This window comes from Kitasatospora sp. NPDC058243, from assembly GCF_042882025.1.
Taxonomy (GTDB): domain Bacteria; phylum Actinomycetota; class Actinomycetes; order Streptomycetales; family Streptomycetaceae; genus Kitasatospora.
Genome location: NZ_JBHVWW010000063.1, coordinates 24,488 through 39,811 on the forward strand (window position 1 = coordinate 24,488; position 15,324 = coordinate 39,811).

Below are 15,324 nucleotides of genomic sequence, written 5' to 3' on the forward strand. Positions count from 1 at the left end.
GCCTCCCCCTCCGAAACTCCCTCGGCACCGTCGTGGTGCCGGTCCGTCAGCATTCGCGCTGGCGCGCGGGGCGCCGCTGGAAGCGGGCGGCCACCGGACGCTGCCGCAGGCGGCGCCCCTCCTTGGCCTCCCGGACCAGGCGCTCGTGCTCGGCGCGGACGGCCAGCTCGTGGGCGTGCTGCTGGATGAGCTCGTACTCGATCACTTTCGGTTCCCCCTGTGGGTTTCACTGCGTTTCGCTGTCGAGTAAGACTTTCCTCTCCCAGCGGGGGGTGCCGCATCGGAAGCCCTACCGATCTTCCGGGCCCCAGGTACCTTAGATCGGGGCCCCGGGAACGACAAAGGCCCGGTCTTACCTCGATTTAGAGGTGAGACCGGGCCTTAGGGGCCTTAGATGCCTTAGGCGCCTTAGGAAGCTCAGGCGGAGACGCCCAGCTTCCCCGGGCTGCGCCTACTGCCCTTCGACGGCGAGCCGCTCCAGGATCAGGTCCTTGACGCGGGCCGCGTCGGCCTGGCCGCGGGTGGCCTTCATGACCGCACCGACCAGCGCGCCGACCGCGGCGACCTTGCCGTCGCGGATCTTGGCGGCGATCGCCTCGTTCTCGGCGATGGCCTGGTCGACGGCCGCACCGAGCGCGGAGTCGTCCGAGACGACGGCCAGGCCGCGCTTCTCGACGACCTCGTCCGGCTCGCCCTCGCCGGCCAGCACGGCCTCGATGACCTGGCGGGCCAGCTTGTCGTTCAGCTTGCCCTCGGCGACCAGCGCGGTGACCCGGGCGACCTGCGCCGGGGTGATCGGCTGCTCGCTCAGCTCGGTGCCGGTCTCGTTGGCCCGGCGGGCCAGCTCGCCCATCCACCACTTGCGGGCCTGGTCGGCCGGGGCGCCGGCGGCGATGGTCTCCTGGATCGGCTCGACGGCGCCGGCGTTCAGCACCGACTGCATGTCCTTGTCGGACAGGCCCCACTCGGCCTGCAGCCGGGCCCGGCGTACCCGCGGCAGCTCGGGCAGGCCTGCGCGCAGCTCCTCGACCCAGGCGCGGGCGGGGGCGATCGGCACCAGGTCCGGCTCGGGGAAGTAGCGGTAGTCCTCGGCGTTGTCCTTGATCCGGCCCGAGGTGGTGCTGCCGTCCTCCTCGTGGAAGTGCCGGGTCTCCTGGATGATCGTGCCGCCGTCGGTCAGCACGGTGGCGTGCCGCTGGATCTCGAACCGGGCGGCCCGCTCCACGCTGCGCAGCGAGTTGACGTTCTTGGTCTCCGAACGGGTGCCGAAGGTCTCGGTGCCGTTGGGGCGCAGCGACAGGTTGACGTCGCAGCGCATCTGGCCCTTGTCCATCCGCGCCTCGGAGACGCCCAGCGCCTTGATCAGCTCGCGCAGCTCGGCGACGTACGCCTTGGCGACCTCGGGGGCGCGCACGCCGGCGCCGGTGATCGGCTTGGTGACGATCTCGATCAGCGGGATGCCGGCCCGGTTGTAGTCGAGCAGCGAGTGGGTGGCGCCGTGGATGCGGCCGGTGGCGCCACCGACGTGGCTGGACTTGCCGGTGTCCTCCTCCATGTGGGCGCGCTCGATCTCCACGCGGAAGGTCGAGCCGTCCTCCAGCTGCACGTCGAGGTAGCCGTTGAAGGCGATCGGCTCGTCGTACTGCGAGGTCTGGAAGTTCTTGGGCATGTCCGGGTAGAAGTAGTTCTTCCGCGCGAACCGGCACCACTCGGCGATCTCGCAGTTCAGCGCCAGGCCGATCTTGACGGCCGACTCCACGCCGATCGCGTTGACCACCGGCAGCGAGCCGGGCAGGCCCAGGCAGGTCGGGCAGGTCTGGCTGTTCGGCTCGGCACCCAGCTCGGTCGAGCAACCGCAGAACATCTTGGTCTTGGTGCCCAGTTCGACGTGGACCTCAAGGCCCATCACCGGGTCGTACGACGCGAGAGCGTCCTCGTAGGAGACCAGGTTCATGACGCTCACAGCGTCCCCTTCACTAAAAGACTTGGGAGGTACGGGCCCGGCCGCCGCTCGCGCGGGGCCGGGCCGGGGCGCTCAGCTCAGCCCAGCAGGACGTCGTCGGAGCCGAGCTGGCGCAGCTCGCGCACCAGCAGGGCGGTACCGGTGATCAGCGCGGCGGCGCCGACCAGGGCGTTGACCAGCTTGAGGGTGTCGCTCTCCTCGCGGGCCTTGCGGACGTCCTTGACGACCGAGACCGCGCCGAAGGCGCTGGTGCCGATGGACAGCCAGAGGCCCGGCTTGCTGTGCTTGAAGCCCTTCAGGGACGACGGGGCCTTGAGGGACGACGGGGCCTTGGCCTTCTCGATCTTGCTCACAGTGCCGGTGCCTCCTCCAGCAGGGTGTGCCCCCACTTGTCGTTGAGTGCGGCCTCGACGGCGCCGCCCACCCGGTACAGGCGGTCGTCCGCCATCGCGGGTGCGATGATCTGCAGGCCGACCGGGAGATTGTCCTCCGGGGCCAGACCGCAGGGCAGCGACATGGCCGCGTTGCCCGCGAGGTTCGACGGAATCGTGCAGAGGTCGGCCAGGTACATCGCCATCGGGTCGTCGGCGCGCTCGCCGATCGGGAAGGCGGTGGTCGGCGTGGTCGGCGAGACCAGCACGTCCACGCCCGCGAAGGCGGCGTCGAAGTCGCGCGAGATGAGCGTGCGGACCTTCTGGGCCGAGCCGTAGTAGGCGTCGTAGTAGCCCGAGGAGAGGGCGTAGGTGCCGAGGATGATGCGGCGCTTGACCTCGGGGCCGAAGCCGGCCTCGCGGGTCAGGGCGGTGACGTCCTCGGCCGAGCGGGAGCCGTCGTCGCCGACCCGCAGGCCGTAGCGCATCGCGTCGAAGCGGGCCAGATTGGACGAGGCCTCGCTGGGCGCGATCAGGTAGTACGCCGGCAGCGCCAGGGTGAAGGACGGGCAGGAGACCTCGACGACCTCGGCGCCCAGCTCGCGCAGCAGCTCCACCGACTCGTTGAAGCGCTCCATCACGCCGGCCTGGTAGCCCTCGCCGGCGAACTCCTTGACCACGCCGATCCGCATGCCGCGCACGTCGCGCAGCTTGGCGGCCTCGACCACGGCCGGGACGGGCGCGTCGATCGAGGTGGAGTCCAGCGGGTCGTACCCGGCGATGGCCTCGTGCAGCAGCGCCGCGTCCAGCACGGTGCGGGCGCACGGGCCGCCCTGGTCCAGCGAGGACGAGAAGGCGACCAGGCCGTAGCGGGAGACCGAGCCGTAGGTCGGCTTGACGCCGACGGTGCCGGTGACGGCGCCGGGCTGGCGGATCGAGCCGCCGGTGTCGGTGCCGATCGCCAGCGGGGCCTCGAAGGCGGCCAGCGCGGCGGCCGAGCCGCCGCCGGAGCCGCCGGGGATGCGGGAGAGGTCCCACGGGTTGCCGGTCGTGCCGTAGGCGGAGTTCTCGGTGGAGGAGCCCATCGCGAACTCGTCCATGTTGGTCTTGCCGAGGATGACCACGCCGACGTCCTTGAGACGGGTGGTCAGCGTGGCGTCGTACGGCGGGATCCAGCCTTCGAGGATCTTGGAGCCGCAGGTGGTCGGCACGCCCTTGGTGGTGAAGACGTCCTTCAGCGCGAGCGGGACGCCGGCCAGCGGGCCCAGCTCCTCGCCCTTGGCGCGCTTCTCGTCGACGGCCTTGGCGGCGTTCAGCGCGCCCTCGGTGTCGACGTGCAGGAAGGCGTTGACCTTCTTGTCGACGGCGCCGATGCGGTCCAGGTGCGCCTGCGCCACCTCGACGGCGGACACCTCGCCCTCGGCGATGGCGGAAGCCGTCTCAGCGGCGGTGTACTTGATCAACTCGGTCATCTCGGTCAGTCCTCCCCGAGGATCTGGGGCACGCGGAAACGCTGCTCCTCGGCGGCGGGGGCGCCGGACAGCGCCTGCTCCGGGGTGAGCGACGGCCGCACCTCGTCCGCGCGCATCACGTTGGTCAGCGGGAGCGGGTGGGAGGTCGGCGGGACGTCCTGTCCGGCGACCTCGGAAACGCGGGCGACCGCGCCGATGATCACGTCGAGCTGCTCGGCGAAGTGGTCCAGCTCTTCGGGCTTCAGCTCAAGACGCGACAGCCGGGCGAGGTGGGCGACCTCCTCGCGCGTGATGCCAGGCATGCAGCGATCCTCAGGGTGAGTTCTGGTGAGGCCCGGCGCCGCGCGCAGGCGGTGCCGGGCCCGGGCAGGAGCAACCGGTCCGGTGCTCCGTCCTCGTGGTCTTTGGACCCCATCCTATGGGGCCCGGCCCGGCCACCGGCCAACGAGTAAGCGTATGCGCCCGTCACTGCGGCCTGGTGCGGGCCCAACTCTGCGTGCCCGGCGCCTTGATCTCGATCTGCGCGGCCGACACGGGCTGGGGCGCGGGCGCGGCCTGGACCGTCTGCACGGCCTGCACGGCCTGCGGGAGCGTCGGGGGCAGCACGGGGGGCAGCACCGGCGCGATGGCCTGCTGGACCACCGGCTGGACGGCCGGCGGCAGCACCGGCTGGACCGGCAGGCCCTGGCCCCCCTGCACCGCGTGGAGCGCCGACGGCAGCCGGCCCGGCGGGGGGACCAGCCGCTCCACCGGCGGGGCGCCGGTACGGTGCACCCGCAGCCAGGCGGTGGCCTGCTCGGCCGGCAGCGCGGCCGACACCAGCCAGCCCTGGACGGCGTCCACGCCCATGCAGTGCAGCCGCTCCCAGGTCTCGTCGTCCTCGACGCCCTCGGCGACCACGGTCAGGCCCAGCGAGTGGGCGAGCTCCACCGAGCAGCGCACCACCGCCGCGTCGTGGTCGTCGATGACCATCCGGGAGACGAAGGAGCGGTCGATCTTCAGCTCGCCGACCGGCAGGCTGCGCAGCCGCACCAGCGAGGAGTGGCCGGTGCCGAAGTCGTCCAGGGACATCCCGACGCCGTAGCCGCGCAGTTCGGCGAGGGTGTCGGCGGCCCGGCGGGAGTCGTCCAGCAGCAGCCGTTCGGTGATCTCCAGCTGGAGCGCGTGGGCCGGCACCTGGTGGCGGACGAGGTGGCCGGCGACGCGCTGGGCGAAGCCGGGGTTGAGCACGTCGCGCGGGGAGACGTTGACCGCGACCTGCACCTGGAGGCCCTGCTCCCGCCAGTAGGCGAGCTGCCCGACGGCGGCCTCCAGCACGTAGTCGGTGAGCCGGGGCATCAGGCCGCTGGACTCGGCGAGCCCGACGAACTCGTCCGGCGAGACCCGGCCCTGGCCGGGGCGCTCCCAGCGCAGCAGCGCCTCCAGGCCGACCACCCGGCCGTCGAAGGCCACCTTGGGCTGGTAGTGCAGCTGCACCTCGCCGGTCTCCAGGGCCCGCCGCAGGTCGCCGAGCAGCCCTATCCGGTACGGCGTGTCGGCGTCCTGGGTCTCGTCGTACTGCGCGACGCCGCTGCAACCGCGCTGGGCGTGGCCCATCGCCACGTCGGCGCGGCGCAGCAGCGCCTCGGCGTCCTGGGCGTGCTGCGGGTAGACGCAGACGCCGGCGCTGGCCTCCAGCACGAGCAGCAGCCCGTCCAGCCGGATCGGCGCGGCGAGTTCGGCGATCAGCGCCTTGGCAACCCGCTCCAGGCTGTCCGGGCAGTTGATGCCGGGCAGCAGCACGGCGAACTCGTCGCCGCCCATCCGGGCCACCATCGGGCGGCCGCGCCGGTAGTTCCGGGGCAGGCCGGCGAAGACGTCGTCGATGGACTCCCGGGTGGCGCTGCCGGCCGGGCCTCCGGAGCGCAGCGCGCGGTGCAGCCGACGGGCGATGTGCACCAGCAGCCGGTCGCCGGCGGTGTGACCGAGGGTGTCGTTGAGCGATCGGAAACGATCGAGATCGAGCAGGATGAGACCGACGCTGTAACCTTCCGCACGCTCCGCGATCGCCTCCTGGGCAGCCATCAACAGGGCCTGACGGTTGGGCAGATCCGTCAGCGGGTCGGTCAGCTGGTCACGGGCGCGGTCGCGGGCGATCCGCCAGGCGGCGACCAGCACCGCCAGCGGCACCGCGAACAGCGGCAGCAGTTCGGGCTCGTACCGGTAGACCAGGACGGCCAGCGGGATGAGCGGCGCGGCACCGGCCAGCAGCACGCCGAGCAGCAGGACCGCACCTGCCACCCCCTGCGGCGGGCGTGTGGGCGCACCGCCGGTCGTACGATCCATAAGCCCTGTCCTCCGTCGGGCCCGCCCCGTCAGGCCGCCTTACGGTGAGGCACCGTGCCGGTACCGACAGCTGCCGGGCATGGAGCGACCCCGCGGAGCACCGGCTCAGCCGGTGCCCCCACCCCTGCTGACACTCTGTTGCGCTCCAGGGTATGCCGGGGTCCACCCGGTGGGCAGACTTTCGGACAACCGGAAACGCGCCACCGCGCCCGGGTGTCGCACAGTGACACAATGCCCGCTTTCACGGTGCGACACCCGGTGACGTTGCATCAGGACGATAACAAGACGGGTTCGGTCACGCTCCGCTCGGGTCGGCCTCCGGGTCGGCCTCCGGGGCGGCCTCGACGGGGGCCTTCCCGACCTCGGGCAGGCCGAGGTGGGCGCGGGCCGCGGCCGCTCCGTCGGCGAGCAGCACGGCGAAGCCGGCGTCGTCCAGGACCGGCAGTCCGAGCTGAACGGCCTTGTCGTACTTGGACCCGGGGTTGTCACCGGCCACGACAAAATCTGTCTTCTTCGATACCGAACCGGTCACCTTCGCGCCGCGCGAGGTCAGCGCCTCCTTGGCCCCGTCCCGGGTGTGCCCGGCCAGGGTGCCGGTGACCACGACGGTCAGGCCCTCCAGCGGGCGCTCCGCCTCCTCCTCGTCGGCGGGCTCCTCGGTGAAGCGGACGCCGGCCGCGCGCCACTTCTCCAGGATCCCCCGGTGCCACTCCTCCTGGTACCACTCGACGACGGAACGGGCGATGATCGGCCCGACCCCCTCGACGGCGGCCAGCTCCTCCTCGGTGGCCGAGAAGATCCGGTCGAGGTCCCGGAACTCCCGCGCCAGCTCCTGCGCCGCGACCGGCCCGACGTGCCGGATCGAGAGGCCGTTGAGGAACCGCCACAGCGGACGTTCCTTCACCCTCTCCAGATTCTCCAGCAGCACGCCCGCCGTCTTCTTGGGCTCGCCCTTCTGGTTCGCGAAGAAGGTGGCCTTCTTCTCCTTGCCGGTGCGGTCGTCCAGCTTGGGCATGCCCGTCTTCTGGTCGCGGACCAGCACCTCGATCGGCAGCAACTGCTCCATCGTCAGGCCGAAGATGTCGCCCTCGTCCCGCACCGGCGCCTCGGCCGGCTCCAGCGGCTGGGTCAGCGCGGTCGCCGCGACATAGCCCAGGCCCTCGATGTCCAGCGAGGAACGGCCGCCCAGGAAGGCGATCCGCTCGCGGATCTGCGCCGGGCAGAACTGCGCGTTGGGGCAGCGCAGATCGATGTCCCCCTCGGACATCGGGCGCAGCTCGGCCCCGCACTCGTGGCAGTGCGAGGGCATCACGAACTCCTGCTCGGTGCCGTCCCGCAGGCTCTCCACCGGGCCGAGGATCTCCGGGATGACGTCGCCGGCCTTGCGCAGCACGATGGTGTCGCCGAGCAGCACGCCCTTGGCCTTGACGACCTGCTGGTTGTGCAGCGTCGCGTACTGCACCATCGAGCCGGCCACCTTCACCGGCTCGGCCAGCACCGCGTACGGGGTGGCCCGGCCGGTGCGGCCGATGCCGACCTTGATCGCGGCCAGCCTGCCGGTGACCTCCTCCGGCGGGTACTTCCAGGCGATCGCCCAGCGCGGGGACTTGGAGGTGGAACCGAGCCGCCCTTGCAGGGCGATCTCGTCCACCTTGACCACGACGCCGTCGATCTCGTGCTCGACCGAGTGCCGCTGCTCGCCGAAGTGCCCGATGAACGCCCGCACCTCGTCGAGCGTCCCGACCACCTTGTTGTGCCGGGCCGTCGGCAGGCCCCACGCGCGCAGCAGGTCGTAGGCGTGCGACTGGCAGTCGATGTCGAAGCCGACCCGGGCGCCGATGCCGTGCACCACCATGTGCAGCGGACGGGACGCGGTGACCAGCGGGTCCTTCTGGCGCAGCGAACCGGCGGCGGCGTTGCGCGGGTTGGCGAACAGGTGGAGCAGCGCCTGCGGACGCCTGCCCTCCTTGGCGCGCTCCTCGTTCTCCGCCCGGCGGCGCTCGTTCTCCGCCGCCAGCGAGGCGTTCAGTTCCTCGAAGGCCTCGGTGGGCAGGTAGACCTCGCCGCGGATCTCGACCAGCTCGGGCAGGTCGTCGCCGGTGAGCTGCTGCGGGATCTCCTTGATGGTGCGGACGTTGGCGGTGATGTCCTCGCCGACCCGGCCGGTGCCCCGGGTCGCGGCCAGGACCAACTGGCCGCGCTCGTAGGTGAGGTTGACGGCCAGGCCGTCCACCTTGAGCTCGCACAGGTAGTGGTAGTCGATGCCGTCCAGCTCGCGGGCGACCCGGTCCGCCCAGGCCGCCAGCTCCTCGTCGTCCATGGCGTTGTCGAGGCTGAGCAGCCGCTCGCGGTGCTCGACCTTGGTGAAGCCCTCCGCGACGTCGCCGCCGACCTCCTGCGTCGGCGAGTCCGGCGTCACCAGGGCCGGGTGCGCGGCCTCGACCGCCTCCAGCTCGCGCATCAGGACGTCGAACTCGGCGTCGCTGACGACCGGGGCGTCCTGCACGTAGTACCGGGCGCGGTGCTCGGTGATCTCCACGACCAGCTCGGCGTGCCGCCTGCGCACCTCCGCAGGGACGTCCTCCCAGCCCTCGACAGCCACCACCGCAAGCCCTCCTACGTTCTCATTCCGGGTTGTCCACCAGGCTCTGCGCCGCCCGCGCCGCAAGCGACAGCGCCTTGCGCGCGTACGCCGGGGACGCCCCGGCCAGCCCGCAGGTCGGCGTCACCAGCACGCGGCGGCCCAGCAGCTCCGGGGCGAACCCGAGCCTGCGCCACAAGGTCCTGACACCCTGGACACTACCGGCCGGGTCGGACACCTCCTGGTCAGTGGAGGGCACGACACCAGCGAGGATCGCCGTGCCCGCCTCGACCGCCTCGCCGAGGTCGTCGTCCTCCCGCTCGGTGAGGAGGGAGAAGTCGAGGGAGACCCCGGCCACCCCGGCCCGGCGCAGCAGCGGGAGCGGGACCTGCGGGGCGCAGCAGTGCACCACGACCGGCACGTCCAGGCCGCGGATCGTCTCGCGCAGCACCTCCTCGGCGACCTGCCGGTCCACCGAGCGCAGCCGCTGGAAGCCGCTGGCGGTCTTCACCGAACCGGCCAGCACGGCGGGCAGCGAGGGCTCGTCGAGCTGGAGGACCAGCTGCGCGCCGGGCACCCGCCGGCGGACGTCCGCCAGGTGGCGGCGCAGGCCCTCGGTGAGCGAGCCGGCGATGTCCCGGCAGGCGCCGTGGTCGGAGAGCGCCTTCTCGCCGTGCCTGAGCTCGATGCTCGCCGCCAGCGTCCACGGGCCCACGGCCTGGAGCTTGAGCGCGCCCTGGTAGCCCTGGGTGGACTCCTCCAGCGCGTCCAGGTCCTCGCCCAGCCAGGAGTGCGCGCGCCGGGTGTCCCGGCCGGGGCGGTCGGCGAACCGCCAGCCGGACGGTTCGGTCTGTGCGAACAGCTCGACCAGCAGGCCGGCGCCGCGGCCGATCATGTCGGCGCCCGGCCCCCGGGCGGGGAGTTCGGGTAGGAACGGCAGCTGCTCCAGCGCGCCGGTGGAGGTCTTGGCGGCCTCCCGCGCGTCGGTGCCGGGCAGCGAACCGACGCCGGTGGCGGCGCCGCGCAGGTCGGGGAAGGTGTCTCCGGTGCTCACCCGCCCGAGCCTAGTGCGCCGCCGCCCCGGCGAGGTCAGCGCCCGGGGCGGACGGTGATGTCGGTGAGCTCCGCGTCGCGGGAGGCGTCCAGGGCGGCGAGGATCGCCTTCACCACCGACTCCGGGGCGATGAAGCGGTCCTCGTCGTAGGCCTTGCCCTCCTGCTGGTGCACCTTGGCCTGCATCGCGGTGGCGGTGCGGCCCGGGTAGACCGAGGTGACCCGGACGCCGTTCGCGTGCTCCTCCTGGCGCAGCGCGTCGGCGAGCGCCTTGAGGCCGTGCTTGCTCGCCGCGTAGGCCGACCACTCGGCGGAGGCGCTCAGGCCCGCACCGGAGTTGACGAACACCACGTGCCCCTTGACCAGGCGCAGCGAGGGCAGCAGGAGCCGGGTCAGCTCGGCGGGGGCGACCAGGTTGACGGCCAGGGTGCTCTGCCAGGCCTTGACCGGCAGCTCGCCGACCGCACCCAGCTCCACCATGCCCGCGACGTGCAGGAGGGAGTCGAGCTCGACGGGCAGCGCCTGGTGGCCGAGGGCCCAGGAGAGCTTGGCCGGGTCGCCGAGGTCGCCGACCAGGGTCTGCGCCCCGGGGAAGCGCTCGCGCAGTTCGGCGGCGCGGCGGACGTCGCGGGCGAACAGCCAGAGGTCGTCGCCGCGCTCGGCGAGACGCTCGGCCAGGACGGCGCCGATGCCGGAGCCGGCGCCGGTGATCAGATGTGCAGCCATGGTGCTGATCTAATCAGGCCTTGAGCTGCTCAAACACCTGAGCCGGGGTGTCGGCGAAGCTGATCAGCTCGGCGAGCGGGCGCGGCAGGAAGCCCTCGGTGTCCATCCGCTCCATCTGCGTGCGCAGGCCCGCGTAGAAGCCCTCGGTGTCCAGGACGATCACCGGCTTGTCGAACATGCCGTGCTTCTTGAGCTCCAGCACCTCGGTCACCTCGTCGAGGGTGCCCAGCCCGCCGACCAGCACGACGATCGCGTCGGCCCGGGCGGCCAGCTCCGCCTTCCGCTCGGCGAGGTCCTCGGTCATCACCAACTCGTCGGCGCCGACGTACCCCTTGTGCCTCAGCATCTCGACGAGCACCCCGACCAGCCTGCCGCCCGCCGCCTTCACCTCATCGGCCAGCAGCCCCATCAGCCCGGCGTTCGAGCCGCCCCACACCAGGGTGTGCCCGCCCTCGCCGAGGAGCCGCGCGAACTCGGCGGCGGGAGCGGAGTAGCGGTCGTCGAGCGAGTACGCGGAGCAGAAGACGCAGATATTCATAGTGCTACCTGGTCTATCACGCGGGCCGGGCCTCGCTCACCCCGGTTTCAGGCGCGGACGGCCGGGCGCTCGGTGGCGGCGATGGTGGCGGAGCCGACGACGCGGGTGCCGTCGTACAGGACGACGGCCTGGCCGGGGGCGATGCCGCGGACGGGGGTGTCCAACTGCACCCGCAGCTCGCCGTCCACGACCGACGCGCTCACCGGCACCTCCTCGCCGTGGGCGCGCAGTTGGGCGGTGTACCGGCCGTCGGCGAGCGGCTCGGTGCCGCACCAGCGCGGCCGGATCGCGGTGAGCCCGGTGACGTCCAGGCCCTCCAGCGGGCCGACGGTCACGGTGTTGTCGACCGGCGAGATGTCGAGGACGTAGCGGGGCTTGCCGTCCGCGGCGGGCCGGCCGATCCGCAGGCCCTTGCGCTGGCCGATGGTGAAGCCGTACGCGCCGTCGTGCTCGCCGAGCTTGGTGCCGTCGGCGTCGAGGATGTCGCCGGTGGCGGTGCCGAGGTGCTTGGCCAGGAAGCCCTGGGTGTCGCCGTCGGCGATGAAGCAGATGTCGTGGCTGTCCGGCTTCTTGGCGACGGCCAGGCCGCGGCGCTCGGCCTCCTCGCGGATGGCGTCCTTGGTGGTGTCGCCGAGCGGGAAGAGGGAGTGGGCGAGCTGGTCCGCGTCCAGCACACCGAGCACGTAGGACTGGTCCTTGGCGGCGTCGACGGCGCGGTGCAGCTGGCGCTCCCCGGACGGCAGGTCGACGATCCGGGCGTAGTGGCCGGTGCAGACCGCGTCGAAGCCGAGCGCGATCGCCTTGTCGAGCAGCGCGGCGAACTTGATCTTCTCGTTGCAGCGCAGGCAGGGATTGGGGGTGCGGCCGGCCGCGTACTCGGCGACGAAGTCGTCGATGACGTCCTCGCGGAAGCGCTCGGCGAGGTCCCAGACGTAGAACGGGATGCCGATCACGTCGGCCGCGCGCCACGCGTCCCGGGAGTCCTCGATGGTGCAGCAGCCGCGGGCCCCGGTGCGGAAGGACTGCGGGTTGGCGGACAGCGCCAGGTGGACGCCCGTCACCTCGTGCCCCGCCTCGGCGGCGCGGGCGGCGGCGACGGCGGAGTCGACGCCGCCGGACATCGCCGCGAGCACGCGCAGACGGCCGGTGGACGGAGCGGTCGGGGCACCCGGGAAGTCAGTCATGGTGACTACAAGAGTACGGGGCCGCCGTACATGCCCGACCGCCCGGAGGAACTACCGCCGCACCGCCGCCAGACCCGCGTTGCGGGCCCGCTGGACGGCCGGGGCGATGGCCGCGACCAGCGCCGTCACGTCCTCGCGCACCGAGGTGTGCCCGAGCGAGAACCGCAGCGAGGCCCGGGCCAGCGCCGGGTCGACGCCCATCGCGAGCAGCACGTGGCTGGGCTGCGGCACCCCGGCCGAGCAGGCCGAGCCGGTGGAGCACTCGATGCCCTGGGCGTCGAGCAGCATCAGCAGCGCGTCGCCCTCGCAGCCGGGGAAGGAGAAGTGCGCGTTGGCGGGCAGCCGCCCCTCGGCGGCCGGGTCGCCGTTGAGCACCGCGGCGGGGACGGCGGCCAGCACGGCGGCGATCAGCTCGTCGCGCAGCGCGCCGAGCACGACCGCGTGCTCCGGCTGGCGCTCGACCGCGAGGGCCGCGGCGGTGGCGAAGCCGGCGGCGGCGGGCGCGTCCAGGGTGCCGGAGCGGACGTCGCGCTCCTGGCCGCCGCCGTGCAGCAGCGGGACGGGCGCGGCGCCGCGCGAGAGCAGCAGCGCGCCGATGCCGAACGGGCCGCCGATCTTGTGCCCGGTGACGGTGAGCGCGGTGAGCCCAGACTCGGCGAAGGAGACCGGGACCTGCCCGAGCGCCTGCACCGCGTCGGCGTGCATCGGGATGCCGTACTCGGCCGCGACGGCGGCGAGTTCGCGCACCGGCTGGACGGTGCCGACCTCGTTGTTGGCCCACATCACGGTGACCAGCGCGACCGAGTACGGGTCCCGCTCGATCGCCTCGCGCAGCGCCTGCGGGTGCACCCGGCCGAGCGGGTCGACCGGCAGGTACTCGACGTCGGCGCCCTCGTGCTCGGAGAGCCAGTGCACCGCGTCCAGCACCGCGTGGTGCTCGACCGGGCTGCACAGCACCCGGGTGCGGGCCGGGTCGGCGCCCCGGCGGGCCCAGTACAGGCCCTTGACGGCGAGGTTGTCGGACTCGGTGCCCCCGCCGGTGAGCACGATCTCGCTCGGGCGGGCGCCCAGCGAGTCGGCCAGCGACTCGCGGGCCTCCTCGACCACCCGGCGGGCCCGGCGGCCGGCCGCGTGCAGGGACGAGGCGTTGCCGACCACCCCCAGGTGCGCCGACATCGCGGCGATCGCCTCGGGCAGCATCGGCGTGGTCGCCGCATGGTCCAGGTATGGCATAACCATCCGATTGTAGAGGGCGCTACCCGGGCCCCGTCCCGGTGTGCGCACCGATCCGGCCACCGGACGACTCCCGGACGTTACCCGGAGCGCGCGCCCACCGGACACCGGTGTCCGGCACCCGTTTGACCCGTCGCGCGGCCGAGCGGTTAGCCTGACGGACGCTTCCCGCGGACGGGCCCCGGCCCGGCCCGCGGGCACGGCCCGGGATCACGTCCCACTCTCACTTCCCATCGGCGTGGACAGGAGCGGTGCGCCATGTCGCAGTCGGTCGACCGCGCCCTGACCCTGCTCGGGTCGCTCGGCGACGGGCCGGTCACCCTGGAGCAGGCCGCGACCAGCATCGGGGTGCACAAGTCCACCGCGCTGCGGCTGCTGCGCACCCTGGAGGAGCACGGCTTCGCGCAGCGCCAGCCCGATCTGCGCTACCGCCTCGGCGGCCGGGTGCTCTCCCTGGCCCACCGGGCGCTGGAGGAGATCGACGTCCGGCAGGTCGCCGCGCCGTACCTGGCGGCGCTCAACGCGCGCTGCGGCTACACCGTCCAGCTGGCCGTGCTCCAGGACGGCGAGGTGCTGTACCTGGACGAGGTGGCCGGCAGCTGGGCCGGGCCGGGCGCCGCCCGGGCGTCCCGGATCGGGCGGCGGGCGCCGGCCGGCGGGACGGCGATCGGCCGGGTGCTGCTGGCCGGGCTGCCCGAGGACGGCACCCCCGACGGGGAGTTGCCGGCCGAACTGGCGGCGGTGCGGCTGCGGGGCTGGGCGGTGGAGTCGGCCGAGCACCGGGAGCCGGTGACGTGCGTGGCCGCGCCGGTGGCGGGCAGCGGCGGCCGGACGGTCGCGGCCTGCGCGCTGAGCGCCCCGGCGAGCCAGGTGCCGCCGGCCGAACTCGCCCGGATGGTGCCGGAACTGCTCTGCACGGCGGAGGCGATCTCGCTCGCGTACGGCGGCTCGCCTACTCCTCGCTGGTGCGAGAACCGTTGCGGCGCCAGGCCCGCGGGGCGCGCCAGCCGTACTTCAGCGCGAGCATCCGCAGCCCGAAGGCGGTGAGCGCGGCGGCGGTGCCGGTGGCGCCGGTCAGCCGGTCGACGCCGATCAGCACCGCCACCAGGGCGGCGCCGACCAGGGCCGGGACGGCGTAGATCTCCCGGTCCCAGCGCAGCAGCGAGGGGATCTCGCCGGCCAGCACGTCGCGGATCACCCCGCCGCCGGCCGCGGTGACCATGCCGAGGGCGACGGCCGACACCGCGCCGAGCCCGTAGTCGTGCGCCTTGGCGGTGCCGGTGACGCAGAACAGGCCGAGGCCGAGGGCGTCCAGGGTCTGCACCGCCCGGTTGATCCGCTCGACCTCGGGGTGCAGGAAGAACACCACCAGCGCGGCGACCAGCGGGGTGATGAAGTACCCGAGGTTGCTGAACGCCGCGACGGGCGTCGCCCCGATCACCAGGTCCCGGATCACACCGCCGCCGAGCGCGGTGACCTCGGCCAGCACCGCGATGCCGAAGATGTCCATGTTCTTGCGGACGGCGAGCAGCCCTCCGGAGAGGGCGAAGACGAAGATGCCGACGAGGTCCAGCGACTGCTGCACGTCGGAGGGGAAGATCTGCGAGGTCACCGAACAACTATGACCCGTACGGACCCCTCCCCCCCTCCGCGTACGGCCGCGGGCCCGGGCGACAACCACCACCGGTCCGGACACTCTGCGCAGAGTTGACGTGAACACCAAATTTCGACATATTCGCGAAATAATGCAGGTCGTACGGTATGGGGAATACAATTCGCATTTCCCTCCCGAATTCGATGCACGCTTTGCCCGGGTTGGCTGGTTTGGGAAATTGATCCCGGAATTAACTCATGGACGGACCCGAATGGCGGTGGTAG

The 15,324-nt window shown here is 72.7% G+C and carries 13 protein-coding genes and 1 pseudogene; 1 reads left to right on the top strand and 13 read right to left on the bottom strand.

Annotation, left to right across the window (positions count from 1 at the left end; translation table 11 throughout):
• Window positions 1–46 precede the first annotated feature (46 nt).
• The 12 genes and pseudogenes from ACFVX9_RS31070 to ACFVX9_RS31125 form a co-directional block, all read right to left on the bottom strand.
• Window positions 47–205, bottom strand: coding sequence for a hypothetical protein (locus ACFVX9_RS31070; RefSeq protein ID WP_159398431.1), 159 nt, complete (start codon window positions 203–205; stop codon window positions 47–49).
• A gap of 246 nt (window positions 206–451) precedes the next feature.
• Entirely contained in the window at window positions 452–1,963 is a 1,512-nt protein-coding gene (gatB, locus tag ACFVX9_RS31075) for an Asp-tRNA(Asn)/Glu-tRNA(Gln) amidotransferase subunit GatB (RefSeq protein WP_380377634.1), read from the bottom strand.
• Window positions 1,964–2,040: 77 nt separating this feature from the next.
• On the bottom strand, window positions 2,041–2,316 hold the full coding sequence (locus ACFVX9_RS31080; RefSeq protein WP_350884604.1) for a hypothetical protein: 276 nt from the start codon (window positions 2,314–2,316) through the stop codon (window positions 2,041–2,043).
• Window positions 2,313–3,806 carry an Asp-tRNA(Asn)/Glu-tRNA(Gln) amidotransferase subunit GatA gene (gene gatA, locus ACFVX9_RS31085; protein WP_387984707.1) on the bottom strand — a complete coding sequence of 498 codons (1,494 nt, stop codon included), beginning with the start codon at window positions 3,804–3,806 and terminating at the stop codon, window positions 2,313–2,315. Before gatA ends, ACFVX9_RS31080 begins: the two co-directional genes overlap by 4 nt.
• 5 nt (window positions 3,807–3,811) lie before the next feature.
• Complete coding sequence (gatC, locus tag ACFVX9_RS31090; RefSeq protein ID WP_030057414.1) at window positions 3,812–4,108, bottom strand: Asp-tRNA(Asn)/Glu-tRNA(Gln) amidotransferase subunit GatC; 297 nt, start codon at window positions 4,106–4,108, stop codon at window positions 3,812–3,814.
• Between the two features lie 472 nt (window positions 4,109–4,580).
• Window positions 4,581–6,068, bottom strand: a pseudogene (locus tag ACFVX9_RS31095) (putative bifunctional diguanylate cyclase/phosphodiesterase); the annotation flags it as partial.
• 358 nt (window positions 6,069–6,426) lie between these two features.
• Complete coding sequence (gene ligA, locus ACFVX9_RS31100) at window positions 6,427–8,733, bottom strand: NAD-dependent DNA ligase LigA (protein ID WP_380491632.1); 2,307 nt, start codon at window positions 8,731–8,733, stop codon at window positions 6,427–6,429.
• A gap of 22 nt (window positions 8,734–8,755) precedes the next feature.
• Window positions 8,756–9,766 carry a methionine synthase gene (locus tag ACFVX9_RS31105; RefSeq protein WP_387984708.1) on the bottom strand — a complete coding sequence of 337 codons (1,011 nt, stop codon included), beginning with the start codon at window positions 9,764–9,766 and terminating at the stop codon, window positions 8,756–8,758.
• Between the two features lie 35 nt (window positions 9,767–9,801).
• Window positions 9,802–10,491 carry an SDR family oxidoreductase gene (locus tag ACFVX9_RS31110; RefSeq protein WP_380377630.1) on the bottom strand — a complete coding sequence of 230 codons (690 nt, stop codon included), beginning with the start codon at window positions 10,489–10,491 and terminating at the stop codon, window positions 9,802–9,804.
• Between the two features lie 13 nt (window positions 10,492–10,504).
• The gene (locus ACFVX9_RS31115; RefSeq protein WP_063347734.1) at window positions 10,505–11,029 is read right to left on the bottom strand and encodes a TIGR00730 family Rossman fold protein; all 525 of its coding nucleotides are present in this window, start codon (window positions 11,027–11,029) and stop codon (window positions 10,505–10,507) included.
• A 47-nt stretch (window positions 11,030–11,076) separates the two neighbouring features.
• On the bottom strand, window positions 11,077–12,213 hold the full coding sequence (mnmA, locus tag ACFVX9_RS31120; protein WP_063347735.1) for a tRNA 2-thiouridine(34) synthase MnmA: 1,137 nt from the start codon (window positions 12,211–12,213) through the stop codon (window positions 11,077–11,079).
• 51 nt (window positions 12,214–12,264) lie between these two features.
• Window positions 12,265–13,446, bottom strand: a complete 1,182-nt coding sequence (locus ACFVX9_RS31125) for a cysteine desulfurase family protein (protein ID WP_380377625.1) — start codon at window positions 13,444–13,446, stop codon at window positions 12,265–12,267.
• 258 nt (window positions 13,447–13,704) lie between these two features.
• On the opposite strand from ACFVX9_RS31125, the gene ACFVX9_RS31130 reads away from it, so the two are divergent.
• Window positions 13,705–14,493, top strand: a complete 789-nt coding sequence (locus ACFVX9_RS31130; RefSeq protein ID WP_387984710.1) for an IclR family transcriptional regulator — start codon at window positions 13,705–13,707, stop codon at window positions 14,491–14,493.
• On the opposite strand, the gene ACFVX9_RS31135 is transcribed toward ACFVX9_RS31130, so the two are convergent.
• Entirely contained in the window at window positions 14,399–15,058 is a 660-nt protein-coding gene (locus ACFVX9_RS31135; protein ID WP_063347738.1) for a trimeric intracellular cation channel family protein, read from the bottom strand. The genes ACFVX9_RS31130 and ACFVX9_RS31135 overlap by 95 nt on opposite strands.
• Window positions 15,059–15,324 lie beyond the last annotated feature (266 nt).

Bases quoted from the DNA above. Each gene is read 5' to 3' on its own strand.
- gatA (WP_387984707.1), bottom strand. From the start codon at position 3,806: ATGACCGAGTTGATCAAGTACACCGCCGCTGAGACGGCTTCCGCCATC.
- gatC (WP_030057414.1), bottom strand. From the start codon at position 4,108: ATGCCTGGCATCACGCGCGAGGAGGTCGCCCACCTCGCCCGGCTGTCG.
- ACFVX9_RS31110 (WP_380377630.1), bottom strand. From the start codon at position 10,491: ATGGCTGCACATCTGATCACCGGCGCCGGCTCCGGCATCGGCGCCGTC.
- ACFVX9_RS31115 (WP_063347734.1), bottom strand. From the start codon at position 11,029: ATGAATATCTGCGTCTTCTGCTCCGCGTACTCGCTCGACGACCGCTAC.
- mnmA (WP_063347735.1), bottom strand. From the start codon at position 12,213: ATGACTGACTTCCCGGGTGCCCCGACCGCTCCGTCCACCGGCCGTCTG.
- ACFVX9_RS31125 (WP_380377625.1), bottom strand. From the start codon at position 13,446: ATGCCATACCTGGACCATGCGGCGACCACGCCGATGCTGCCCGAGGCG.
- ACFVX9_RS31130 (WP_387984710.1), top strand. From the start codon at position 13,705: ATGTCGCAGTCGGTCGACCGCGCCCTGACCCTGCTCGGGTCGCTCGGC.